The sequence below is a fragment of the Paenibacillus tengchongensis genome, assembly GCF_008973665.1.
GTDB lineage: Bacteria > Bacillota > Bacilli > Paenibacillales > Paenibacillaceae > Paenibacillus_AQ > Paenibacillus_AQ tengchongensis.
The window spans coordinates 501,243-521,014 of the sequence record NZ_WACP01000001.1 but is presented as its reverse complement, the minus strand read 5'-3'; the positions used below and the strand labels follow the sequence as shown (position 1 = coordinate 521,014).

General features: G+C 55.5%; 15 protein-coding genes and 1 riboswitch. All 15 genes read left to right on the top strand.

Annotated elements, in window-relative coordinates; all coding sequences use genetic code 11:
* Window positions 1-63 precede the first annotated feature (63 nt).
* The 15 genes from galU to F1381_RS02045 all read left to right on the top strand — a co-directional run bounded on the left by galU (window position 64) and on the right by F1381_RS02045 (window position 19,625).
* Entirely contained in the window at window positions 64-954 is an 891-nt protein-coding gene (gene galU, locus F1381_RS02115) for a UTP--glucose-1-phosphate uridylyltransferase GalU (RefSeq protein WP_151733166.1), read from the top strand.
* 36 nt (window positions 955-990) lie between these two features.
* Window positions 991-1,680, top strand: a complete 690-nt coding sequence (locus tag F1381_RS02110) for a sugar transferase (protein WP_151733165.1) — start codon at window positions 991-993, stop codon at window positions 1,678-1,680.
* A gap of 19 nt (window positions 1,681-1,699) precedes the next feature.
* Entirely contained in the window at window positions 1,700-2,641 is a 942-nt protein-coding gene (locus tag F1381_RS02105) for a glycosyltransferase (protein WP_246187870.1), read from the top strand.
* A gap of 9 nt (window positions 2,642-2,650) precedes the next feature.
* Window positions 2,651-3,997 carry an O-antigen ligase family protein gene (locus F1381_RS02100; protein WP_151733164.1) on the top strand — a complete coding sequence of 449 codons (1,347 nt, stop codon included), beginning with the start codon at window positions 2,651-2,653 and terminating at the stop codon, window positions 3,995-3,997.
* The gene (locus F1381_RS02095) at window positions 3,994-4,767 is read left to right on the top strand and encodes a WecB/TagA/CpsF family glycosyltransferase (protein ID WP_151733163.1); all 774 of its coding nucleotides are present in this window, start codon (window positions 3,994-3,996) and stop codon (window positions 4,765-4,767) included. The genes F1381_RS02100 and F1381_RS02095 overlap by 4 nt, the downstream gene beginning before the upstream one ends.
* A 47-nt stretch (window positions 4,768-4,814) precedes the next feature.
* Entirely contained in the window at window positions 4,815-6,308 is a 1,494-nt protein-coding gene (locus tag F1381_RS02090; RefSeq protein WP_187355145.1) for an O-antigen ligase family protein, read from the top strand.
* Window positions 6,274-7,653 carry a lipopolysaccharide biosynthesis protein gene (locus tag F1381_RS02085; RefSeq protein WP_151733162.1) on the top strand — a complete coding sequence of 460 codons (1,380 nt, stop codon included), beginning with the start codon at window positions 6,274-6,276 and terminating at the stop codon, window positions 7,651-7,653. Before F1381_RS02090 ends, F1381_RS02085 begins: the two co-directional genes overlap by 35 nt.
* Window positions 7,654-7,680: 27 nt before the next feature.
* Entirely contained in the window at window positions 7,681-8,535 is an 855-nt protein-coding gene (locus tag F1381_RS02080) for a glycosyltransferase family 2 protein (protein WP_151733161.1), read from the top strand.
* Window positions 8,522-9,715, top strand: coding sequence for a glycosyltransferase family 4 protein (locus F1381_RS02075; protein ID WP_151733160.1), 1,194 nt, complete (start codon window positions 8,522-8,524; stop codon window positions 9,713-9,715). Before F1381_RS02080 ends, F1381_RS02075 begins: the two co-directional genes overlap by 14 nt.
* Window positions 9,709-10,851, top strand: coding sequence for a glycosyltransferase family 4 protein (locus F1381_RS02070; RefSeq protein WP_151733159.1), 1,143 nt, complete (start codon window positions 9,709-9,711; stop codon window positions 10,849-10,851). Before F1381_RS02075 ends, F1381_RS02070 begins: the two co-directional genes overlap by 7 nt.
* A gap of 102 nt (window positions 10,852-10,953) precedes the next feature.
* Window positions 10,954-12,057 (top strand): glycosyltransferase, encoded by a 1,104-nt coding sequence (locus F1381_RS02065; RefSeq protein WP_151733158.1) that lies wholly within the window; start codon window positions 10,954-10,956, stop codon window positions 12,055-12,057.
* A 1-nt stretch (window position 12,058) separates the two neighbouring features.
* A complete protein-coding gene (locus tag F1381_RS02060; protein ID WP_151733157.1) occupies window positions 12,059-13,399 on the top strand; it encodes a UDP-glucose dehydrogenase family protein in 1,341 nt (446 codons plus the stop codon).
* 467 nt (window positions 13,400-13,866) lie between these two features.
* The gene (locus F1381_RS02055) at window positions 13,867-15,240 is read left to right on the top strand and encodes a sugar phosphate nucleotidyltransferase (protein ID WP_151733156.1); all 1,374 of its coding nucleotides are present in this window, start codon (window positions 13,867-13,869) and stop codon (window positions 15,238-15,240) included.
* A gap of 150 nt (window positions 15,241-15,390) precedes the next feature.
* A riboswitch (cyclic di-GMP riboswitch) is annotated at window positions 15,391-15,471 on the top strand.
* A gap of 13 nt (window positions 15,472-15,484) precedes the next feature.
* Window positions 15,485-17,902: a PA14 domain-containing protein gene (locus F1381_RS02050; protein ID WP_246187869.1), complete on the top strand. Its 2,418-nt coding sequence runs from the start codon at window positions 15,485-15,487 to the stop codon at window positions 17,900-17,902.
* A 211-nt stretch (window positions 17,903-18,113) separates the two neighbouring features.
* Window positions 18,114-19,625: a glycosyl hydrolase gene (locus F1381_RS02045; RefSeq protein WP_151733155.1), complete on the top strand. Its 1,512-nt coding sequence runs from the start codon at window positions 18,114-18,116 to the stop codon at window positions 19,623-19,625.
* Window positions 19,626-19,772 lie beyond the last annotated feature (147 nt).

The following is a 19,772-nucleotide window of genomic DNA, read 5'->3' as shown; positions in this document are numbered from 1 at the left end:
CAGCTGTTTTGTACAGAGAAAAGATGGGATGGAGAGAAACTTCACTTTCAGGAGGTAGTAGCGATGAAAAAGGTCAAGAAGGTTATCATTCCGGCAGCAGGTCTGGGAACGCGCTTCCTGCCTGCGACAAAGGCGATGCCGAAGGAAATGCTTCCAATCATCAACAAGCCGACCATTCAATACATCGTGGAAGAAGCGATCGCTTCCGGCATCGAGGACATTATCATCGTTACCGGTAAAGGCAAACGGGCCATTGAGGACCACTTCGACAATGCGTTCGAGCTGGAATCCCGGCTGCTGGAGGACGGTAAGCTGGAACTTCTGAAAGAGGTGCAGCGTTCCTCGAAGGTAGAAATTCACTATATCCGGCAGAAAGAACCAAAGGGCCTCGGCCACGCCGTATGGTGCGCCAGACGCTTTATCGGAGACGAGCCGTTCGGCGTCATGCTCGGCGATGATATCGTCACTGGCAAGGTGCCTTGCCTGAAGCAGCTGATCGACCAGTACGAGGAAACGCAGAATTCGGTCATCGGTGTGCAGGAGATTCCGGATGAATTCACCAACCGTTACGGCATTATTGAACCCGACCTGCAGGATGGACGCCTGTACCGGGTGCAGAATTTCGTGGAGAAGCCGCCGCTGGGTACAGCGCCGTCGAACCTGGCCATCATGGGCCGGTACGTGTTCACTCCGAAGATTTTCAAGTACCTCGACCTGCAGGAAAAAGGCGCCGGCGGTGAAATCCAGCTGACCGATGCGATTCAAAAGCTGAATCAAAGTGAACGCGTCTACGCCTACAACTTCGATGGAACAAGGTACGATGTCGGTGAACGCCTCGGTTATATCCTGACAACTCTGGAGTTTGCCCTGCAAAGCGATGACTTGCGCTATCCGGTGATGGATGCCATGGCGGAATGGCTCAGCAAAGCGGGACAAACCACACTTAGCAGTTGAAACTGAAAAAACTTGATTTAGGAGGAATGAGAAGAAATGAGCATGCAAAAACTGCCGGAAGACTATGAGGCCGTCCTGCCGAAGCTGTACATGCTGCATGCCAAAGAAGGTAAAGAAATGGAATCTTACTTGCTGATCAAGCGGATCATCGATATCTTTTTCTCCGCGCTTGGCCTTCTCGTGCTGCTGCCGCTCTTCGCTCTTGTCGCCGTCCTGATCAAGCTGGAGGATCCGAAAGGCAAGGTGTTCTTCCGTCAAATGCGGGTGGGTAAAGATGAGAAGCTGTTCCCGATGTATAAATTCAGATCGATGGTATCCAATGCCGAAGAGCTGAAGGCGAATCTGCTCGCCTACAACGAAGTGAGCGGCGCGATGTTCAAGATCAAGGATGATCCGCGCATTACCCGGATCGGGAAATTCCTGCGCAAGACGAGCATTGATGAACTGCCTCAGCTCTGGAACGTGCTGATGGGCCATATGAGTCTGGTCGGCCCCCGTCCTCCGCTCGTTGAAGAGGTGGCGCAGTACACGGAATATGACAAGCAGCGCCTGATGGTGACTCCGGGCTGCACCGGATACTGGCAGGTGACTGCGCGGAACAGCGTTGGCTTCGACGAAATGGTACAGCTTGATCTGACCTACATTCAAATCCGCAGCACGATGCTGGATCTGAAGATCATCGTCAAGACTGCGCTCATGCTGCTCGGCTCCAAGAATGCTTATTAAAAATATGGGAATTAGGTGAATGCCGATGCTTGAATACGGAGACGCTCCTAAGATTTCCATAATTATCTGCACTTATAACAGATCGGCTTTACTGCTTAAGACACTTCAATCGCTTTTGCCGCTGGAGGCTTTGGACCAGGCGGAGATCATCGTGGTGGATAATCTCTCCACGGATGAAACGGCGGCAGTCATCAAGAGCTTTATTGCCGCTCACGGTGCGGAGATGGATATCCGCTATATGCTGGAGCCGGTGCAAGGATTATCGGCGGCCCGGAACTCGGGAATCCTCGCTTCCAGATCGCCGATTATCGCCTTTCTCGACGACGATGCCATTCCGTGCCAGGAATGGATTCCGACGATCATCGAGAGTTTTGCCCAGCGGCCGGAAGTGATGGCCATGGGCGGCAAGATCGCCCCTATCTTTGAAAGCAAACGGCCGGATTGGCTGATCAAGCCGTTTGAACTTCCTTATACGATTGTCGATCTCGGCAGCCGCATCAAGGAATACCCGAAGGGACTCCATCCCTGCGGGGCCAATATGGCCATGCGCAAGCTCGTATTCGATATCAGCCTGTTTCCGCTGGAGCTCGGGAGAAAGGGCAATTCGCTGCTCTCCGGTGAAGAGACGTGGCTGTTCGAGCAAATCCGGCGGCAGGGGCATCAGATCCTATACCATCCGCAGATGGCGGTGGATCATTTCGTGCCGGCGAGCCGGCTGACGGAAGACTGGATTATGAAACGGTATTACAGCCAGGGCATCTCGAATGCCATGAAAAGCGAAGGTGTGAAGGGCCATCTGGTTCTGCTCGGAAAGACGGCGGCCAAAGCAGTCTACATTGCGGCCGATTCGGTGCTCTCCCGCAGCCAGGGCAGGAAGCTATTGAACCGGTGCCGGCTGGAAAGCATCCGCGGAACGCTTCATATGGTCTGGAACCGGAAGAGGGAATCTGCAGCGGGGTGAGGGAAGACAATGACCAATTTTCAGTGGGGCTCCAAATTAAGTGTTGTGCCATACGGAATGCTCTACCTGCTCTCCGCATTGTTTCTAGGGGCAGCGGTCATTTTTCAGCCGGTCATTGCGGTGGCGGTGGCGCTTCTGATCCTGCTGCTAGTCGTCTCCATCTCGCGGCCGGAGCTGATCAGTTACTTCGTTCTGCTGACCACGGCCATATCCATCAACTTCTTGTACAGCGGCAGCATGTTCGGTGTCGAGATTCTTTCGCTCTACAAGCTGGTCATTCTGATGCTGCTGGTGCCGTGCATACTGGTCAACGGCCTGAAGTTCAAGCTTAGCCCGCCCTTGTGGGCGATGGTCGCGCTGGTGTTTATCACCTTCACCCTCTCGATCTGGCTGCCGGAGATGAGCGCATCGATTGCCGTCAAAGCCTTCATCGGCCTGTCGCTGCCGTTCTTCTTTCTCCTGGTCAACTGGAAGAAGGAAGTGGCCGAGAAGCAGATCCGCATTATTGCCCTGTTGCCGCTCGTCAGCGTGCTGGCCGGAGTGGTGATGCAGGCGGCTCATCTGCACAGCTTCCTGGCTGTAGAGTTTACGGGTGCGGTGCGGCTGCAGGGCGCCAACATTCCGGCACATCTGGCGATGCTGGCCTTTATGGGCGTAGCCATTTCGTTTATCGAAATCAAGCGCAGCCCGCAGCATATCCGCTTTTTCTACACCATGCTGGCAGTCAATTTCCTGATTCTGATCGCGACAGGAACGCGCGGCCCTATGCTGGCGCTGGTTCTGATGGTGCTGTACTATTTCTACGATATTTCCCGCCAGTACCTGAAGGGAAAGTCGCTGTATCTGATCCCCCTGCTGGGATCGGCCATCCTGCTGGGAGCGGCTGTGTACCTGCAAATGGATAATCTTATGAAACGCTCCTTCGAGCGGACTACGGACACGGCAGTAGACCTGTCGGGCCGTTCGGAGGCCTGGGAGTATTTCCTGAATAAAGCGGAAGGCTCGCCGCTGGCGGGCAGAGGCTTAGGAGCGGTAACCGTTGCGAATGACGGAAGCCTGTACAAGGGCTTTGTAGTTCCGCACAACGAATACATCCGGTTCTACTTCGACGGTGGATATATCGGCGCCGTGCTGCTGTTTATATCCCTGATTGCCGTGTTTGTTCTGGTCTATAAAGTGTTGGCGCCGCCGGCCAAACCCTATTATTTGCTGTTTATAGCAGCGTTCCTGATCTATTCGTTTTCTGATAACACGCTGTCGACGGTCCAATCCATTATTCCGTTCTGCTGGTACCTGAACTGTTTGTATCGATCTTCACAGCGGGCCGATTCTCCTCAAAAAGAAGTGATACGATGAACCAAGTGAACATGTTCGATGTCAACTTTAATAACTATGATTTCATGGATCTGCTTGACTACATCGACAAAACGATCAAGGAAAGGACGCAATCCTATATCCTGACCTGCAATGTCGATCATGTGATCAAGCTGCGCAAGGACAAAGAGTTCCAGACGGTCTATTCCCAGGCCGGTGCGGTAGTGGCGGACGGCATGCCGCTGATCTGGGCCTCGAAGATGCTCGGCAAACCGCTGAAGCAGAAAGTGTCCGGCGCCGATCTCTTCAGCCGCCTCGGCGACGCCTTCGAAGAGCGCAACTACCGGCTGTTCTTTCTCGGTTCAGCGGAAGGTGTGCCCGAGAAGGCAACCAAGAACCTCAAGGCCTCCTACCCGGATATGAACATTGTCGGCTGCTATTCTCCCTCCTACGGCTTCGAACACAACGAAGAAGAGAACAAGCGGATCATCGAGATGCTGAATGAAAGCAGGCCCGACATCGTGTTCGTGGGTGTAGGAGCGCCGAAGCAGGAAAAGTGGATCTACCGGCATTACAACTCTTACCAGGCGCCGATCTCCATCGGTGTGGGTGCGACGTTTGATTTTCTCTCCGGTTCGGTGAAGCGGGCTCCTGACTTCATGCAGCGGACCGGTCTGGAGTGGTTCTGGCGGCTCAGCCAGGAGCCCGGCCGGTTGTGGAAGAGATATCTCGTCGACGACGCCCAGTTCCTGATCCTGCTCTTGAAAGAATTGCGGAAAAAAGAACGGCTTAAGAAGGGCAGTCTGGAATAACGATTAGCAACAGGTGATGGCCGTGCTGTCGGAGTGGAGGGATAAAGATGAAAGCCAAGAATGAGGGCAGCCTGACGCTGCCGAACCGATCTTCGCTGAAGTCGGCCGGGATCATGACCGCAACATGTGCTGCCGGGCTGGCTTTGCCGCTGATCATCGGCTTTGCGAGCGCCCAGCTCAGCGATTCTGACAGCCTGCAGGGCATCATACTCGCCGGGCTGCTGTTTCCGGCCCTGCTGCTGGCGCTGCTGAAGCCGAAGGGGCTGATTCCGTACACACTCCTGATCTGGGCGGTGGCCCCGGAGCTGCGGCGGATCGCCGACTGGTCCGAGGGAGTCTACCATTCGGTATCGCTGCTCAGTCTGGCCCCGCTATTGACGGGGGCGACACTGGCCATACCCGTGCTGAAGGAGATTCACCGCATCCGCAAATCGTATGTCCGGATCATCGTGCTGTTTGGAGTTGCACTTGCCTACGGAGCGCTCATCGGGCTGGCCAAGAATGGTGTAGGCTCGGTGTACGATCTGGCGAACTATATCGTTCCGCTGCTGCTGATTCCGTTCTTTGCGGTGATCCGGTACAGCGCGAGGGATATCGACCGGCTGCTGTATATCTTTGCCAATATCGCCGTGCTGGTGTCCATCTACGGCATCATCCAGTATTTGACGGTTCCGCCTTGGGACGCCTTCTGGATGCGCAACGCCGATATGATGTCGATCGGAACGCCGTATCCGCTGGAGGTCCGGGTATTCTCCACCCTGAATTCTCCGGGACCGGCTGCGGCCTTCCTGGTCTTCGCACTGGTGCCGATGATTCTGGAGAAGAAATGGCGGGGCACGCTCAGCTGGGCCGGTGTTCTGCTCGTGGTAATCTGTCTCTTGACCACACTGGTCCGCTCCGCCTGGCTGGTCATGCTGGTCATGCTGCTGGTCTACATCGCCACATCGCCATCCAAAGGTAAATGGAAGATGCTGCTGCAGCTCGGCGTTGTCGCTGCTGCGCTCTTCTGGATGGTTCCCAAGCTGCCAGGGGCTGAAGGACTGGTAGCGCGGATGGAGACGCTGACGTCGGTGTCGGAGGACCATTCCTACAACGAGCGCCTGGTCTTGTGGCAGAACATGCTCCCGATGGTGGCCGCGAATCCTGTCGGCCAGGGCATCGGCAGCGTTGGCCAGAGCACCAAGCTCGGTAACGGGGGAGAGCTTGGCGAATACGGCGTTATGGACAACGGCGTAATTGCGCTGCTGCTGACCTTCGGCGTACTGGGCGGCCTGTTCTTCTTCGGTGCGCTGGGTGCAGTCGGCAAACAAATTCTCGGCAAAGTCACCAGTCGAGGCAATCTGCAGCCTTATGCCCGGCTGGCGCTGGCCGCCTGGATGGGCGCCATCGTCAGCCTGCTGTCAGACAACGGCTTTCCCGGACTGAAGGGGTACCTGATTTGGATGCTGATCGGCCTCGGCCTCGGCGCCAAAGAGATGATAGAGAGCAGAAAGAAGGGAATACCGTATGCAGCAGTTGAACGCGAAATCACCACCGGCTAACTCGGTCTGGTCAACGGTCAAGCGGTTTACGAAGAGCCGCAACAACAGCTCGGCCGCCGTCAAAACAATGATCGTCAGCATCCTTATCCTGCTGGTCAATATGCTGACCGGGGTTCTGACCGCAAGGTACTTAGGCCCGACGGGACGCGGCGAACAGACCGCGATGGTGAACTGGTCACAGTTTCTGGCGTTCAGCCTCAGCTTCGGCATTCCATCGGCGCTGATCTACAATGCCAAGAAAAATCCGGACGATGCCGGGGTACTGTACCGCCTCGCGCTGCTGCTCGGCATCGGCTTCGGCATTCTGGCCACGGTAATCGGCGTGGTGGTGCTGCCTTACTGGCTGGACTCCTTCAGCCCCCAGGTAGTCTTGTTCGCCCAGTGGTCGATGGTGCTCTGCCCGCTGGTGGTGATTTCGCAGATCAACAATGCCGCCTTTCAGTTCCGCGGCGATTACAGCAAGTTCAACCTGATCCGGTATCTGGTGCCGCTGCTGACACTGGCGGCGATCGGCATCCTGATCCTGCTGGATGCGATCACGCCGTATACCACAGCGCTGGCGTATCTGCTGCCGGCCATGCCGCTGTTCATCGCGAATACGGTATCGCTGCTGCGCACGTACCGGGTGAAGATGAAGGACACTTACCTGAACTTCAAACGGCTGATTACCTACGGGTTCGGCTCCTACGGCAACGACCTGCTCGGCCAGTTCACGACCTACATCGACCAGATCCTCATTGCCGCCCTGCTGCGGCCGGCTGATCTCGGCTTGTACGCCGTAGCGGTAAGCCTTTCCCGGATGGTCAATTTCTTCTCCAACTCGGTGAAGGTGGTGCTCTTCCCGAAAGCCTCCGAGCTGTCCAAAGAGGAATGCATTGCCCTGACCTTCAGGGCTTTCCGGATCAGCACCACCGTTACACTGCTCGGCTCGCTGCTCCTCATGCTGATCGCTCCGTTAATCATTCCGCTGCTGTATGGCAAGGAGTTTAACACTGCATTGACCGTGTTCCGCCTGCTGCTGCTGGAAGTAACGATCAGCGGGGGAACGCTGATTCTGGCCCAGATGTTCATGGCGCTCGGCAAGCCGAAATTCGTATCGATTCTCCAGGGCGTGGGCCTCGCTCTGGTCGTGCCGCTCCTGTTCGTGCTTGTGCCGGAATACGGGCTGTTCGGAGCCGGTCTGGCCATGCTTCTGTCGGGAAGCCTGCGCTTTCTGTTCATTATCCTGAATATCAGATTCGGCCTGAAGGTGAAGCTGCCCCGGCTGCTGATCACCGGAAGCGACATTCAGTGGATGAAGACGACAATGAATTCTTATATCCGCAAGAAACCGGCGGATGGATAAGCCAAACAACCAAAGGAGGAAACCTTCATGGATTCAGTGACCAGCGTGCTTGGCGGACCGGGCAGTTATCCGGTCTCGGCCGTCATCATTGCACAGGACGACGAAGTGCGGATTGCCAAAGCCATCGAGTCCTGCCGTCTCTTCGCCGATGAGGTGGTGGTAATTGACGGGGGCAGTAAGGACGGGACGGTAGAGCTGTCCGAGAGACTCGGCTGCCGGGTCTTCGTCAACCCGTGGCCCGGCTACGCGAAGCAAAGAGAATTCGGGGTGGAACGCGCCGTCCATGACTGGGTCTTCCTGATTGACACCGACGAGGTGGTCAGTGAAGAGCTTGCGCAGGATATCCTGCGGCGCAAACCGGGCTTAACCGATGCTACGATCGCCTATTCGCTGTACCGCATCGGCGACTTTCTCGGCCGGTGGCTCGATAAGGGCGAATACCTGGTGCGGCTGTATAACCGCAAGGAATACGGTATCCGCAACTCTCTGGTGCATGAGATGCCGGAAGTGTCGGAGGAGCGCACGGAGAAGCTGAACGGCGTGCTCTGGCATCAGGGCTTCCGTAGCATCAATGACCACGTCAACCGTTTCAACAAATACACCGATCTGGAGGCGCAAAGCGCCTATGCCAGCGGCAAGCCGTTCAAGCTGCGCAATCTGCTGCTGCGGCCGCCGGCGCGGTTTCTGCAGAAATATTTCCTGCACGGCTTATTCAAGAAAGGCATCGCGGGCTTCGCGGTATCCGTGTTCTGGGTGATGTACGAATTCATGGTCGGCTTCAAGCATTACGAATTGACCAGCTCCGGCAAGCTGGCACAGCATAACGCGCTGGGCCAGGCCGAGAAGGGAAAGAAGGGGGAGCAGAGCTATGCCGTACAATGACGGGCTCAACATTATGACGACCGGCCTGAGCTGGCCTTCGCTGCAGCCGGGAGGGCTGAATACGTACTTCAAGCATGTCTGCGAGCAGCTCTCCTTGCGCAACCGGGTGGATGCGCTGATCTGCAGCCAGGAGACGCCCCTTACCCCGAAGGATCTGATCATTCACAATGCCGGAGATCCCAAAGAGACGATCTGGAAGCGCAAGGACGCTTTCCAGCGTAAAGCAGCGGAGCTGATGGGCAGCGGCAGCGGACGGGTCGATATCCTGTATTCCCACTTCGCCCCTTACGGCGTCGGGCCGGCGCTGGAGGCGAAGAAACGGGGGATTCCCGTTATCATGACCTTCCACGGTCCATGGAACGAAGAGATGAAGATTGAAGGGCAGGGCATCAAGCATAGGGTCAAGACGACCATCGCCAAGTCCATTGAGAATAAAGCTTACAAGCTGGCGGATAAATTCATTGTACTGAGCGAGTACTTCCGCGATATGCTGCACCGGCTGCACGGGGTACCGCTGCACAAGATTATCGTGATTCCGGGCGCGGCCAATGTGGAGCGCTTCGTGCCGGCAAGCAACCGGCTGGCAGTCCGCCGGACACTGAACCTGCCGGAGGGTGCGACTACGGTGCTTACCGTGCGGCGGCTGATGAACCGGATGGGGCTGCTGCAGCTGCTGGAAGCCTGGAAGCAGGTGTCCGAGCGCTTCCCGAACGCCATTCTGCTGATCGGCGGCAAAGGTCCGCTGCGCGGCGAGCTGGAGGAGAAGATTGCCGATTACGGCCTGGGGAATAAGGTGAGGCTGCTCGGCTACATTCCCGACCAGGATCTGGCCAGCTATTACCAGGCTGCCGACATGTTTGTCGTCCCCTCGCAGGCGCTTGAAGGCTTCGGTCTGATTACCGTCGAAGCGCTGTCCAGCGGGTTGCCGGTCATGGCGACTCCGGTAGGCGGGAACAAGGAGATTCTGCAGGGCTTCCGTCCGGACCTGCTCTTCAAGGGCTCCGGCAGCGAGGATATGGCTGAGGGCATCATTCACATGCTCAGTAACCGCAAGCTGCTTCCGAGCCGTGAGGAATGCCGGAACCATGTGCTGGAGAAGTATACCTGGCAGCATGTAGGCGACCAGGTGGAAGCCGTATTCCACCAAATGCTCGGAAAGGATGTGGCGGCCGGATGCTAAAAGTTGCTTATATCGATCACACCGCCAAGTGGAGCGGCGGGGAGGTTGCCCTGTTCAACATCCTGACCAACATTGACAAGGAGATTCAGCCGCTGGTCATCCTGGCGGAGGAAGGGGCGCTCGCCGAGCGCCTGCGCGAGCGGGGCATCGATGTCCGCATCATCCCGCTGGATGAGAGCATCCGCAGCCGCGGGCGGAACACGGTGAACCTTGGCGCACCGGCCGCAGCGCTCAAGCTGCTGGCTTACGGCCGCAAGCTGGCACCGCTGCTGAAGGAGGAGAAGGTGGACTGCGTACACACCAACTCCCTGAAATCGGCGCTGTACGGCGCGATTGCCGCCAAGAGAGCGGGGGTGCCGCTGATCTGGCATATCCGGGATCACATCGGCACGCCTTACCTGAAGCCGGTCGTCGCCAAGGGTATCCGGATGCTGTCGCGGCTGTTGCCCAACGGCGTCATCGCGAACTCCCACTCCACGCTGAACGCGCTGGAGCTGCCGCGCACCAAGAAGACGCTGGTCGTCTACTCTGCCTTCGCCAAGGCAATCGGCGAAGGTGCGCTGAAGCGGGGCCAGCAGCAGGATTTCAACGTGCTGCTCGTCGGCCGACTGGCCCACTGGAAGGGCCAGCATATCGTACTGGAAGCGGCCAAGGCGTTCAAGCACGACCCGCGGGTCAAGTTCTGGCTCGCCGGCGACGCGCTGTTCGGCGAAGAGGAATACAAGCAAGAATTGCTGCAGAAGATCAAGCAGGATGAGCTCACGAGCGTCAGCTTGCTGGGTCATGTGGATGATATACAGGGTCTCATGAGCAATGCCGATTTGCTGATCCATACTTCGATCACGCCGGAGCCGTTCGGCCAGGTCATTGTCGAAGGCATGGCAGCCGGTCTTCCGGTCATCGCCTCGAACGAGGGCGGGCCGGTGGAGATTGTTGTCCCGGGCGAGACGGGGCTGCTCATTCAGCCCGGCGATCCGGCGGTACTGGCCGACGCCATTACCTGGATGCTGAACCATCCCGCAGAGCGCAGACAAATGGCCGAGAACGGCATGAAGCGGGTGAAAGAGCACTTCGTCATCGAGAATACGGTGAAGGATATTGTCGATTATTACAAAGGACTGCTGGCGGCTACCTGACGCATAGCGGATAGGCGGCGGGACCTTAAGGAGGCTGACCCCTCTCCCGTCTTCCGTCCACTCTTGATGATGCTGCTCCATAAAACTTTGAGGATGATTCACATGAAAATTGCGATAGCGCACGATTATTTAATCCAAATGGGCGGAGCGGAAAGAGTTGTGGAGGTCTTCCACCACATGTACCCGGAGGCTCCGATCTTCACAACGGTATTTAACGGGAGCCGGCTGACCGAGAACCTCAAGGATGCGGATATCCGGGCCTCATGGCTGCAGAAAATTCCGGGCGTGAAGACCAATTTTAAAGGGGTGCTGCCGCTTTATCCCATGGCCATCCGTGATCTGGATTTTCGCGGGTACGATATCGTCCTGAGTTCCAGCAGTGCTTTTATGAAAAGCATTCAGGTGCCCGAATCCACATTTCATCTGTGTTATTGCCATACGCCCATGCGTTTTGCCTGGGATTATGACACTTACATGGAGCGGCAGACGAATTCCGGCTTGTTCAAAAGACTGCTGAAGATTTACATGCAGCGGCTCAAGACCTGGGATCAGCGGACCTCCAAAAATGTGAACCAGTTCGTGGCGAACTCTTCCGTGGTGAAATCGCGGATTCAGAACTATTATCACCGGGATGCCGATATCATCTTCCCGCCGATCAATACAGCCCGCTTCAGCAGCTCCAGCTCGATCGGGGACTATTACCTCATCGTCTCCCGGCTGGTCTCTTACAAGCGGATCGACCTGGCGGTCGAGGCGTTCAACCGCAACGGACTGAAGCTGTACATTGTCGGAGACGGCCCGGACCGCAAACGGCTGGAAGGCATGGCGAAGGACAATGTCTCCTTCCTCGGGCGGCTGGATGACTCAGAGGTAACCGGGCTGATGGCCCAGTGCCGGGCGTTTATTTTTCCGGGCGAAGAGGATTTCGGAATTACGCCGCTGGAGGCCAACGCCGCAGGAAGACCGGTTATCGCTTATCAGGCGGGGGGAGCTCTCGACACCATCGTTCCTTACGTCAACGGTGTGTTCTTCCAGCACCAGGAGGTCGAAGATTTACTGAAGGCCATCCACGAAGTGGAATCTTATGCATGGGATATCGGCCAGATTATGGGCCATGCACGCAAATTCGATGAACAGGCGTTTATGGTTCAGTTCAAGCAGTACGTGGAACAGGCCTACGTCAATTTTCTTAGAGGAGGACAATGAGATGAAGCTGACAGTAATCGGTACCGGATATGTGGGTCTTGTGTCGGGGGTTTGCTTTACGCTTAACGGAAACCATGTCATCTGCGTGGATAAGGATCAGGAGAAGATCGACAAGCTGAACCGGATGGAATCGCCGATCTATGAGCCGGGGATCGAAGCGCTGATCGAAATGAACCTGCGGGAAGGCAGGCTGTCCTTCTCCTCGGATCTCGCGGAATCGGTACGCCGCTCCGAAATTATCATTCTTGCCGTCGGTACGCCTTCGCTGCCGGGCGGTGAGGCCGATCTCAGGTATATTGAGGGCGCGGCGACGGAGATTGCCCAAGCGATGGAAGGCTACAAAATTATCATGACCAAGTCGACCGTACCGGTAGGCACCAACGAGAAAATCCGCAGCATCATCGCCTCGCATACCAGCCATCCCTTCGACATCGTCTCCGCCCCCGAATTTCTGCGCGAAGGCTCGGCCATCCGCGATACCCTTCATCCCGACCGCATTATCATCGGGCTCGACAATCCGCAGCTTGAACCGACGATGCGCCAGCTTCATCTGGGCTTCACGGAGAATGTGTTCGTTACGGACATCCGCAGTGCGGAAATGATCAAGTATGCCTCCAACGCTTTCTTGGCCACCAAAATCTCCTTCATCAACGAGATCGCCAATATCTGCGAAAAAGTGGGTGCCGATGTAACCGAAGTGGCGGAAGGGATGGGGATGGACCGGCGGATCGGTTCCAGCTTCCTGCAGGCCGGCATCGGCTACGGCGGCTCCTGCTTCCCGAAGGACACCAATGCGCTGATCCAGATTGCGGGCAATGTGGATTACGAGTTCAAGCTGCTGAAATCGGTGGTCGAGGTGAACAAGGACCAGCGGTTCATGATTATTTCGAAGCTGCATGAATCGCTGGGCAGCCTGCGCGGAGCGGTTATCGGCGTCTGGGGACTGGCGTTCAAGCCGAACACCGATGATGTCCGCGAAGCGCCGGCAAGGGAAATCGTCGAGACGCTGGTGAACGAAGGGGCGATTGTGAAGCTCTACGATCCGATCGCTGCGGACAATTTCCGCAAGCAGTACGACCATCCGCAGGTCCGCTGGTGCGGGCTGCCGGAAGAGGCGGCCAGCGGCAGCGATGCGGTGTGCCTCCTGACGGATTGGAGCCTGTTCAAGGATATCAATCTGCATCAGCTGGCGGAGTCCATGCGCCATCCGGTGCTGATCGACGGCCGCAATGTTTACTCCAAGGAGCAAATTGAGGGCACGGGCCTGGAATACCACTCGGTGGGCCGTCCGCAGATGGGCGGACTCAGCGGCTTCTCGCCGAGCGTGGCCGGAGCGGTGTAAAGAGGCCGCCGCTTGAGAAGGCGGGAGGAACGCACCCGGCAGCGTGTGCGTTCCTCGCCCGGCAGCGTGCGATCCACTCGCCTGGCGGTGAGCGTTCCACCCGCTTGGCGGTGAGCGTTTTACCGCTTGGCGGTGAGCGTTTCACCCTCCCGGCGGCGTAGGGCTCGCCCGTCCCTGGGCAGGCGGAGATTAGTTGGAAATTCGCCACCTAATTCCGCAGATAACCTTGGTTATCAAGGGGATAGTTCGATTTTGGCCAACTAATTTGGGCGATAACGTCCGGTTTCGCTCCGGAAGGCCGGATTAGTGGGCGAAAATCCAACTAACTTAACCATACAGACTGCATGAGGGAAAATAAGTGGTGAATATCCACTTCATATATCCTGCAAGCATTTGTCATCGGCGGTTATCGGTCCATTCCAAAAGCTGAATGTAAACATTTATTAACTCTTGAGGAGGGTTCACTTATGAAACTGGTACTTTTATCCGGAGGTTCGGGCAAACGCTTGTGGCCTTTGTCCAACGATTCGCGTTCCAAGCAATTCCTGAAGGTACTTGAGAGTCCGGCGGGTGAACCGGAATCCATGGTTCAGCGCGTATGGAGACAGCTGGAGGAAGCGGGGATGACCGGTTCATCCTATCTGGCCACCGGCCGCAGCCAGGTCGAGAGCATCCAGAGCCAGCTTGGCGGCGAAGTGCCGATCATCGTTGAACCGGAGCGGCGCGACACCTTTCCGGCGATCGCACTGACAGCAGCTTACTTGTATTCGATCGCTGGCGTTTCGCCGAAAGAGACGGTAGCCATTCTGCCGGTTGATCCCTATGTCGAGAGCTCCTTCTTTGACACCATTGTCAAGCTGGAAGCCACGATGGAGAGCAGCGGGGCGAATCTGGCGCTGATGGGCGTTGTGCCCGAGCATCCTTCGGAGAAATACGGCTACATCATTCCGACAAGCGCCGAGTCCGGGGGCAGCGGGTTCCTGAGGGTCAGCCACTTCCAGGAGAAGCCGGACCGGGTGCAGGCCGAAGGACTGATCGCCCAGGGCGCACTGTGGAACTGCGGGGTATTCGCCTTCCGTCTCGGCTATCTGCTTGACATTCTCCAGCGGAAGGGTCTGCCGCTCAACTATGAAGAGCTGCAGAAGCAGTATAAGCTGCTGCCGTCGATCAGCTTTGATTATGAGGTCGTGGAGAAGGAAGAGAACATCGTGGTTCAGCCGTATGCAGGCTTCTGGAAGGACCTTGGCACGTGGAACACGCTGACCGAGGAAATGAACAGCAACCACGTGGGCAAAGGGTTTGTTACGGAGGATTCCGAAGGCACCTCACTGATCAATGAGCTGGATATCCCAATCACGGTCATCGGGGCAAAAGATCTGATTATCGCGGCCAGCCCGGACGGCATTCTCGTTACGCACAAGGCGGAAAGCCCGCGGATCAAGGAAGTGCTGAAATCCTTCGACCAAAGACCGATGTATGAAGAACGCCGCTGGGGACACTACAAAGTCATCGATTATGTGAAATACAACGAAGGCAATGAGGTGCTGACGAAGCGGATTTTTATCCAGGAAGGCAAAAATATCAGCTATCAGCTGCACCACAAACGCAGCGAAATCTGGACGATTGTCAGCGGAGAGGCGAGCATTGTGCTCAACGAACGGATGCACAACGTGAAGGCGGGCGATGTAGTACGCATTCCGGAAGGCACCAAGCATGCCATTCTGGCGCTTACCGATGTGGAGCTGATCGAGGTGCAGACCGGTTCGGAGCTGGTGGAAGAGGATAATATCCGCATCACCTTGGACTGGGAGGATATCACGCTGCAGCAGTTTATTTCATAGGCATCTGATAGGTCTAAAATAACTATTTAACCAATTGTGTCAAATCCAAAACAGGTATTTAGAACCATTTTTATTTTAATTTCCAATTTTGCTATAAACAAAAATTAAATAGCGTCGATACTTACGGTTAGAAGGATAAAACCTTCCAAAATTCGACAAAGGCAAACCTACTCGAAAGATAGGGACGCAAAGCTATAGGGCCTTCGCGAGAGTGGCAGCCTGGCTACCGAAAGGAAGAGATTTTTTGAAAACTAACCGTAAGCTTCGCCTGTTGTGCTTCACGTTGTCGCTGGCCGTATTTTTAGCCATTATACCTTTGGGCCCATGGGCAGTAGCTAATACTGCAAAAGCGGCCTCCCAGACTAATGCGCCGGTTAATCCGAATGCATCTGCCGAGGCTGTCAAGCTGCTGAATACCCTGTACTCGATTTCCGGTAAAGGCATCATTACGGGACAACATGACTATCTGGAAAGTCCGGACGAATTCAGCAACAAGCTTAAAGGAACCAGCGGCCAATTCGCCGCACTTCATGGTTATGAACTTGGTGCAATCAGCGGCCAGTCGGAAAGCACTGCAGCGGCGCAGCGGAAGAATGTTGTGAACAGCGCCATCAATTGGCATAAGAACGGCGGGATTGTCGTGATGACCTTCCATCAGAACCTGCCGGGTACCGCCTATCAGTGGTCCAATGTGCAAAAACCGCTCAGCCAGAGCGAATTCGATAAATATGTAACTCCAGGCACGACTCAATACAATAATCTGATTGCCGATCTGGATAAGGTAGCCGTTTCGCTGAAGAGTCTGAAGGATGCCGGTGTACCGGTACTCTGGAGACCTTATCACGAAATGAACGGTAACTGGTTCTGGTGGGGAAAGAAAAATAACTTTGCCGTTTTATGGAATATTATGTATGACCGTTTCGTCAATGTTCACGGGCTGAACAACCTGCTGTGGGTGTGGAACCCTAATGCCCCTAATCAATGGTCCGATCCGTACAATCTGACCTATCCGGGTGCCGATAAAGTGGACGTTCTTGCGGTTGATATCTATGACAATGATTATATGAACAAATATTATGATGGAATCAACAGCCTGGCGGCCGGCAAGCCGGTAGCCATTGGCGAGAATGGCGAAATGCCAAGCACGGCCAAGCTGCAGCTTTCCCAGAAGAACTTCGTGTATATGATGAGCTGGGGCAAAATGCTTTACGAGAAAAATTCCAACGATACTATTAAGAGCTTTATGGGCGACAGCTACACTTTGACACGCGATGAGTATAAGGCATGGGTGGCACAGCCTGCGGCAACACCAACGGCAACGCCGACAGCAACGCCGACAGCAACACCAACAGTGAAACCTACGGCTACACCAACGGCAACACCGACACCAACAGTGAAACCTACGGCTACACCAACAGCAACACCGACACCGACGCCGACGGCAACACCAGCACCGACCGTAATACCGACAGCAACACCGGTTGCTGTACCGACTGCAGCTCCGGAGGCAGGGTTTACGGCTCCTGCCATCAATGGTTTAAAGGGTGAATATTTCAAGAACATGACGTTGTCCGGCACACCTGCACTGGTACGCACGGATACAAATATCAACTTTAACTGGCGGCAGGGTTCGCCTGACGCTTCTATAGGCATCGACGGCTTCTCGGTCCGCTGGACCGGCAAGATCAAGCCTGCTTACAGCGAGACTTACCAGATTTATACGACCTCGGATGACGGAATCCGCGTTTGGGTTAACGGTGTGTCTGTCATTGACAGCTGGACGAAGCAAAGCGGAACTGAACGCACAGGCAGCATTACGCTTGCAGCGGGACAATTGTACGATATTAAAGTCGAATATTATGAGAACGCAGGCGATGCACGGGTTTGCCTGATGTGGCAAAGCCCCAGCCAGAGCAAAGCAACCGTACCCGCCAGCGCTTTATATATGACCGGCGGGGTAGCGGAGAATCAGGCTGCCGCAGCAGCGCTGGTGCAGGCGGCAACGCCTGCACCAACGGCAGCGCCGACACCTGCACCAGCGGCAGCGCCGACACCTGCAGCAACGGCAGCGCCGACACCTGCAGCAACGGCAGCGCCGACACCTGCAGCAACGGCAGCGCCGACACCTGCAGCAACGGCAGCGCCGACACCTGCGCCAACGGCAACTCCGGCGCCTGCGCCAACGGCAACTCCGGCGCCTGCGCCAACGGCAACTCCGGCGCCTGCAGCAAACGGGCTGAAGGGCGAATATTTCAACAATATGCAGCTCTCCGGTACACCGGCTATTGTACGCAATGATGCACTGATTGATTTCAACTGGCGCCAGGGCGCGCCGGATGCTACACTTGGCATCGATTTCTTTTCCGTCCGCTGGACCGGCAAGATCAAACCGCTTTACAGTGAAACGTATCAGATTTATACGACTTCAGATGATGGCGTCCGTGTCTGGATCGACGGCAAGCTTGTCATCGACAGCTGGATGAAGCAGAGCGTAACGGAACGCATAGGAAGCATCAGCCTGGATGCCGGGCAACTGTACGATATTAAAGTAGAGTATTACGAGAATCAAGGGGATGCCAGAGCGCGTCTGATGTGGGAAAGCCCGAGCCAAGTCAAGGGAACCGTGCCCGCCAGCGCCCTGTTTCTTCCTTCCGCTTCCTAAGCCGTGAGCGGCTGCTGCTGATTTCCAGCCTAAAGCGCTGATGCCGGTAAGACACTCCATAATAAAATCCTGAAAGTCGAACCCTTTTCGGCCCTGCTTAAACAGCAGGGCCACTAGGCTATCCTGCTCTGTTTTCTCATTAAGCCGGGCTCTGGATCGAGCCAAAGGCACCGGAAATGGCGCTCTGCGACTGGAGAGAGGAGATTATGATTTGAACACTTACCGCAAGTTCCGGTTATTTACCACAATATTGCCTATAATTCTGCTGCTCACTTTGTTGCCTTGGAGCGAAGCGCGCAGTCTCTCCGTGCCCAGGACGGTGGTGACCCCGTCCGCTGAGATTACCCCGATTAACCCCGCTGCTTCGCGGGAAGCGGCTGATTTGCTGAGCTATTTATCCGACCTTGGCGGACTAGGCATGGTTTCCGGCCAGCATGATTATCTGGAGAGCCCCGATGAATTTAACAACAAGCTAAAGCAGGATAGCGGAGAATACGCCGCACTGCATGGCTATGAGCTGGGGCCGATCAATAATCAACCGCAGAAGACGATTGCCAAGCAGCGCCAGAATGTCGTTAACAGTGCCATCAAATGGCATAAGAACGGCGGGATTGTTGTGATGACGTATCACCAGAGCCTGCCCGGTACGGCCCCGTCCTGGGCCAACGTGCAAATGAGCCTGAGCCAGGAGGAGTTCGATCCTTACGTTACTCCCGGCACTCCGCAATATAAGAGGCTGATTGCCGACATCGATGAGATCGCCGGTTACCTGGAGCAGCTCCGCGATGCCGATGTGCCTGTGCTTTGGCGGCCGTATCATGAAATGAACGGCGACTGGTTCTGGTGGGGAGGCAAGAGCAATTTCGTTAAGCTGTGGGATATCATGTACAACCGGCTGACGGGCGTTCATAAGCTGAATAATCTGCTGTGGGTATGGAATCCGAATGCGCCCAATGAATGGTCAGATGAGTATGAGCCCTATTTTCCGGGAACAGGCAAGGTGGATATTTTGGCTGCCGATATCTACAACAATGACTATAAGCAGTCCTATTATGAAAAGCTTTTGAAGCTTGCTGACGGCAAGCCGATCGGCATCGGCGAAAGCGGCGAGCTGCCCGATCCCAAGGTGCTGTCTCAAACCCAGAATAAATGGGTATATACGATGACATGGGGCAAGATGCTGCATGAGAACAATGATCTGCAGCAGATCAAGAATTTCATGAACAATCATTATATTGTTTCTCGTAACGACTACATCAAGCAATTGGCCGCCCGACCTGTAACCTCTGCGGCTGCGCCGCGTACGGGCTTAACCGGGCAATACTACAGCAACCCGGATCTGTCGGGAACGCCGGTGCTGATCCGCAACGACGCCACCATCGATTTCAACTGGCGCGGAGATTCACCCGCAGCCGGCATCGGCAAGGATTCCTTTTCGGTACGCTGGAGCGGCAAGATTACACCTTCCTACAGCGAAGAATATACTTTTACAGCTTCCTCCGACGACGGTGTCCGCGTCTATATCGGCGGGAAACTGGTCATCGACAGCTGGAAGAAGCAGAGCGGCGTAAGCCATAAGGGCAGCATCCGGCTGACTGCTGGCACCGCCTATGATATTAAAGTAGAGTACTTTGAGAATCGCGGCGATGCCAGCATCCGCCTAATGTGGAAGAGCAAGAGCCAGAAGCCGGCTGTGATCTCCAAAACTGCGTTCAGCTACTAAATGGTTATTAGACATAAGCTCCCGAAGAAAGCGAGGGCAAAGAAATGAGATCGAGGACGAGTAGAAGAAAAAGAAAAAGCAAACCACTTCATATTGTACTTAAATTCGCAGCTTTGGCCGTCTTGTTTCTGTTGTCCGTATCTGTAT

Coding starts and splice junctions, on each gene's coding strand:
- galU (WP_151733166.1), top strand. CDS start 64: ATGAAAAAGGTCAAGAAGGTTATCATTCCGGCAGCAGGTCTGGGAACG.
- F1381_RS02110 (WP_151733165.1), top strand. CDS start 991: ATGAGCATGCAAAAACTGCCGGAAGACTATGAGGCCGTCCTGCCGAAG.
- F1381_RS02105 (WP_246187870.1), top strand. CDS start 1,700: ATGCCGATGCTTGAATACGGAGACGCTCCTAAGATTTCCATAATTATC.
- F1381_RS02100 (WP_151733164.1), top strand. CDS start 2,651: ATGACCAATTTTCAGTGGGGCTCCAAATTAAGTGTTGTGCCATACGGA.
- F1381_RS02095 (WP_151733163.1), top strand. CDS start 3,994: ATGAACCAAGTGAACATGTTCGATGTCAACTTTAATAACTATGATTTC.
- F1381_RS02090 (WP_187355145.1), top strand. CDS start 4,815: ATGAAAGCCAAGAATGAGGGCAGCCTGACGCTGCCGAACCGATCTTCG.
- F1381_RS02085 (WP_151733162.1), top strand. CDS start 6,274: ATGCAGCAGTTGAACGCGAAATCACCACCGGCTAACTCGGTCTGGTCA.
- F1381_RS02080 (WP_151733161.1), top strand. CDS start 7,681: ATGGATTCAGTGACCAGCGTGCTTGGCGGACCGGGCAGTTATCCGGTC.
- F1381_RS02075 (WP_151733160.1), top strand. CDS start 8,522: ATGCCGTACAATGACGGGCTCAACATTATGACGACCGGCCTGAGCTGG.
- F1381_RS02070 (WP_151733159.1), top strand. CDS start 9,709: ATGCTAAAAGTTGCTTATATCGATCACACCGCCAAGTGGAGCGGCGGG.
- F1381_RS02065 (WP_151733158.1), top strand. CDS start 10,954: ATGAAAATTGCGATAGCGCACGATTATTTAATCCAAATGGGCGGAGCG.
- F1381_RS02060 (WP_151733157.1), top strand. CDS start 12,059: ATGAAGCTGACAGTAATCGGTACCGGATATGTGGGTCTTGTGTCGGGG.
- F1381_RS02055 (WP_151733156.1), top strand. CDS start 13,867: ATGAAACTGGTACTTTTATCCGGAGGTTCGGGCAAACGCTTGTGGCCT.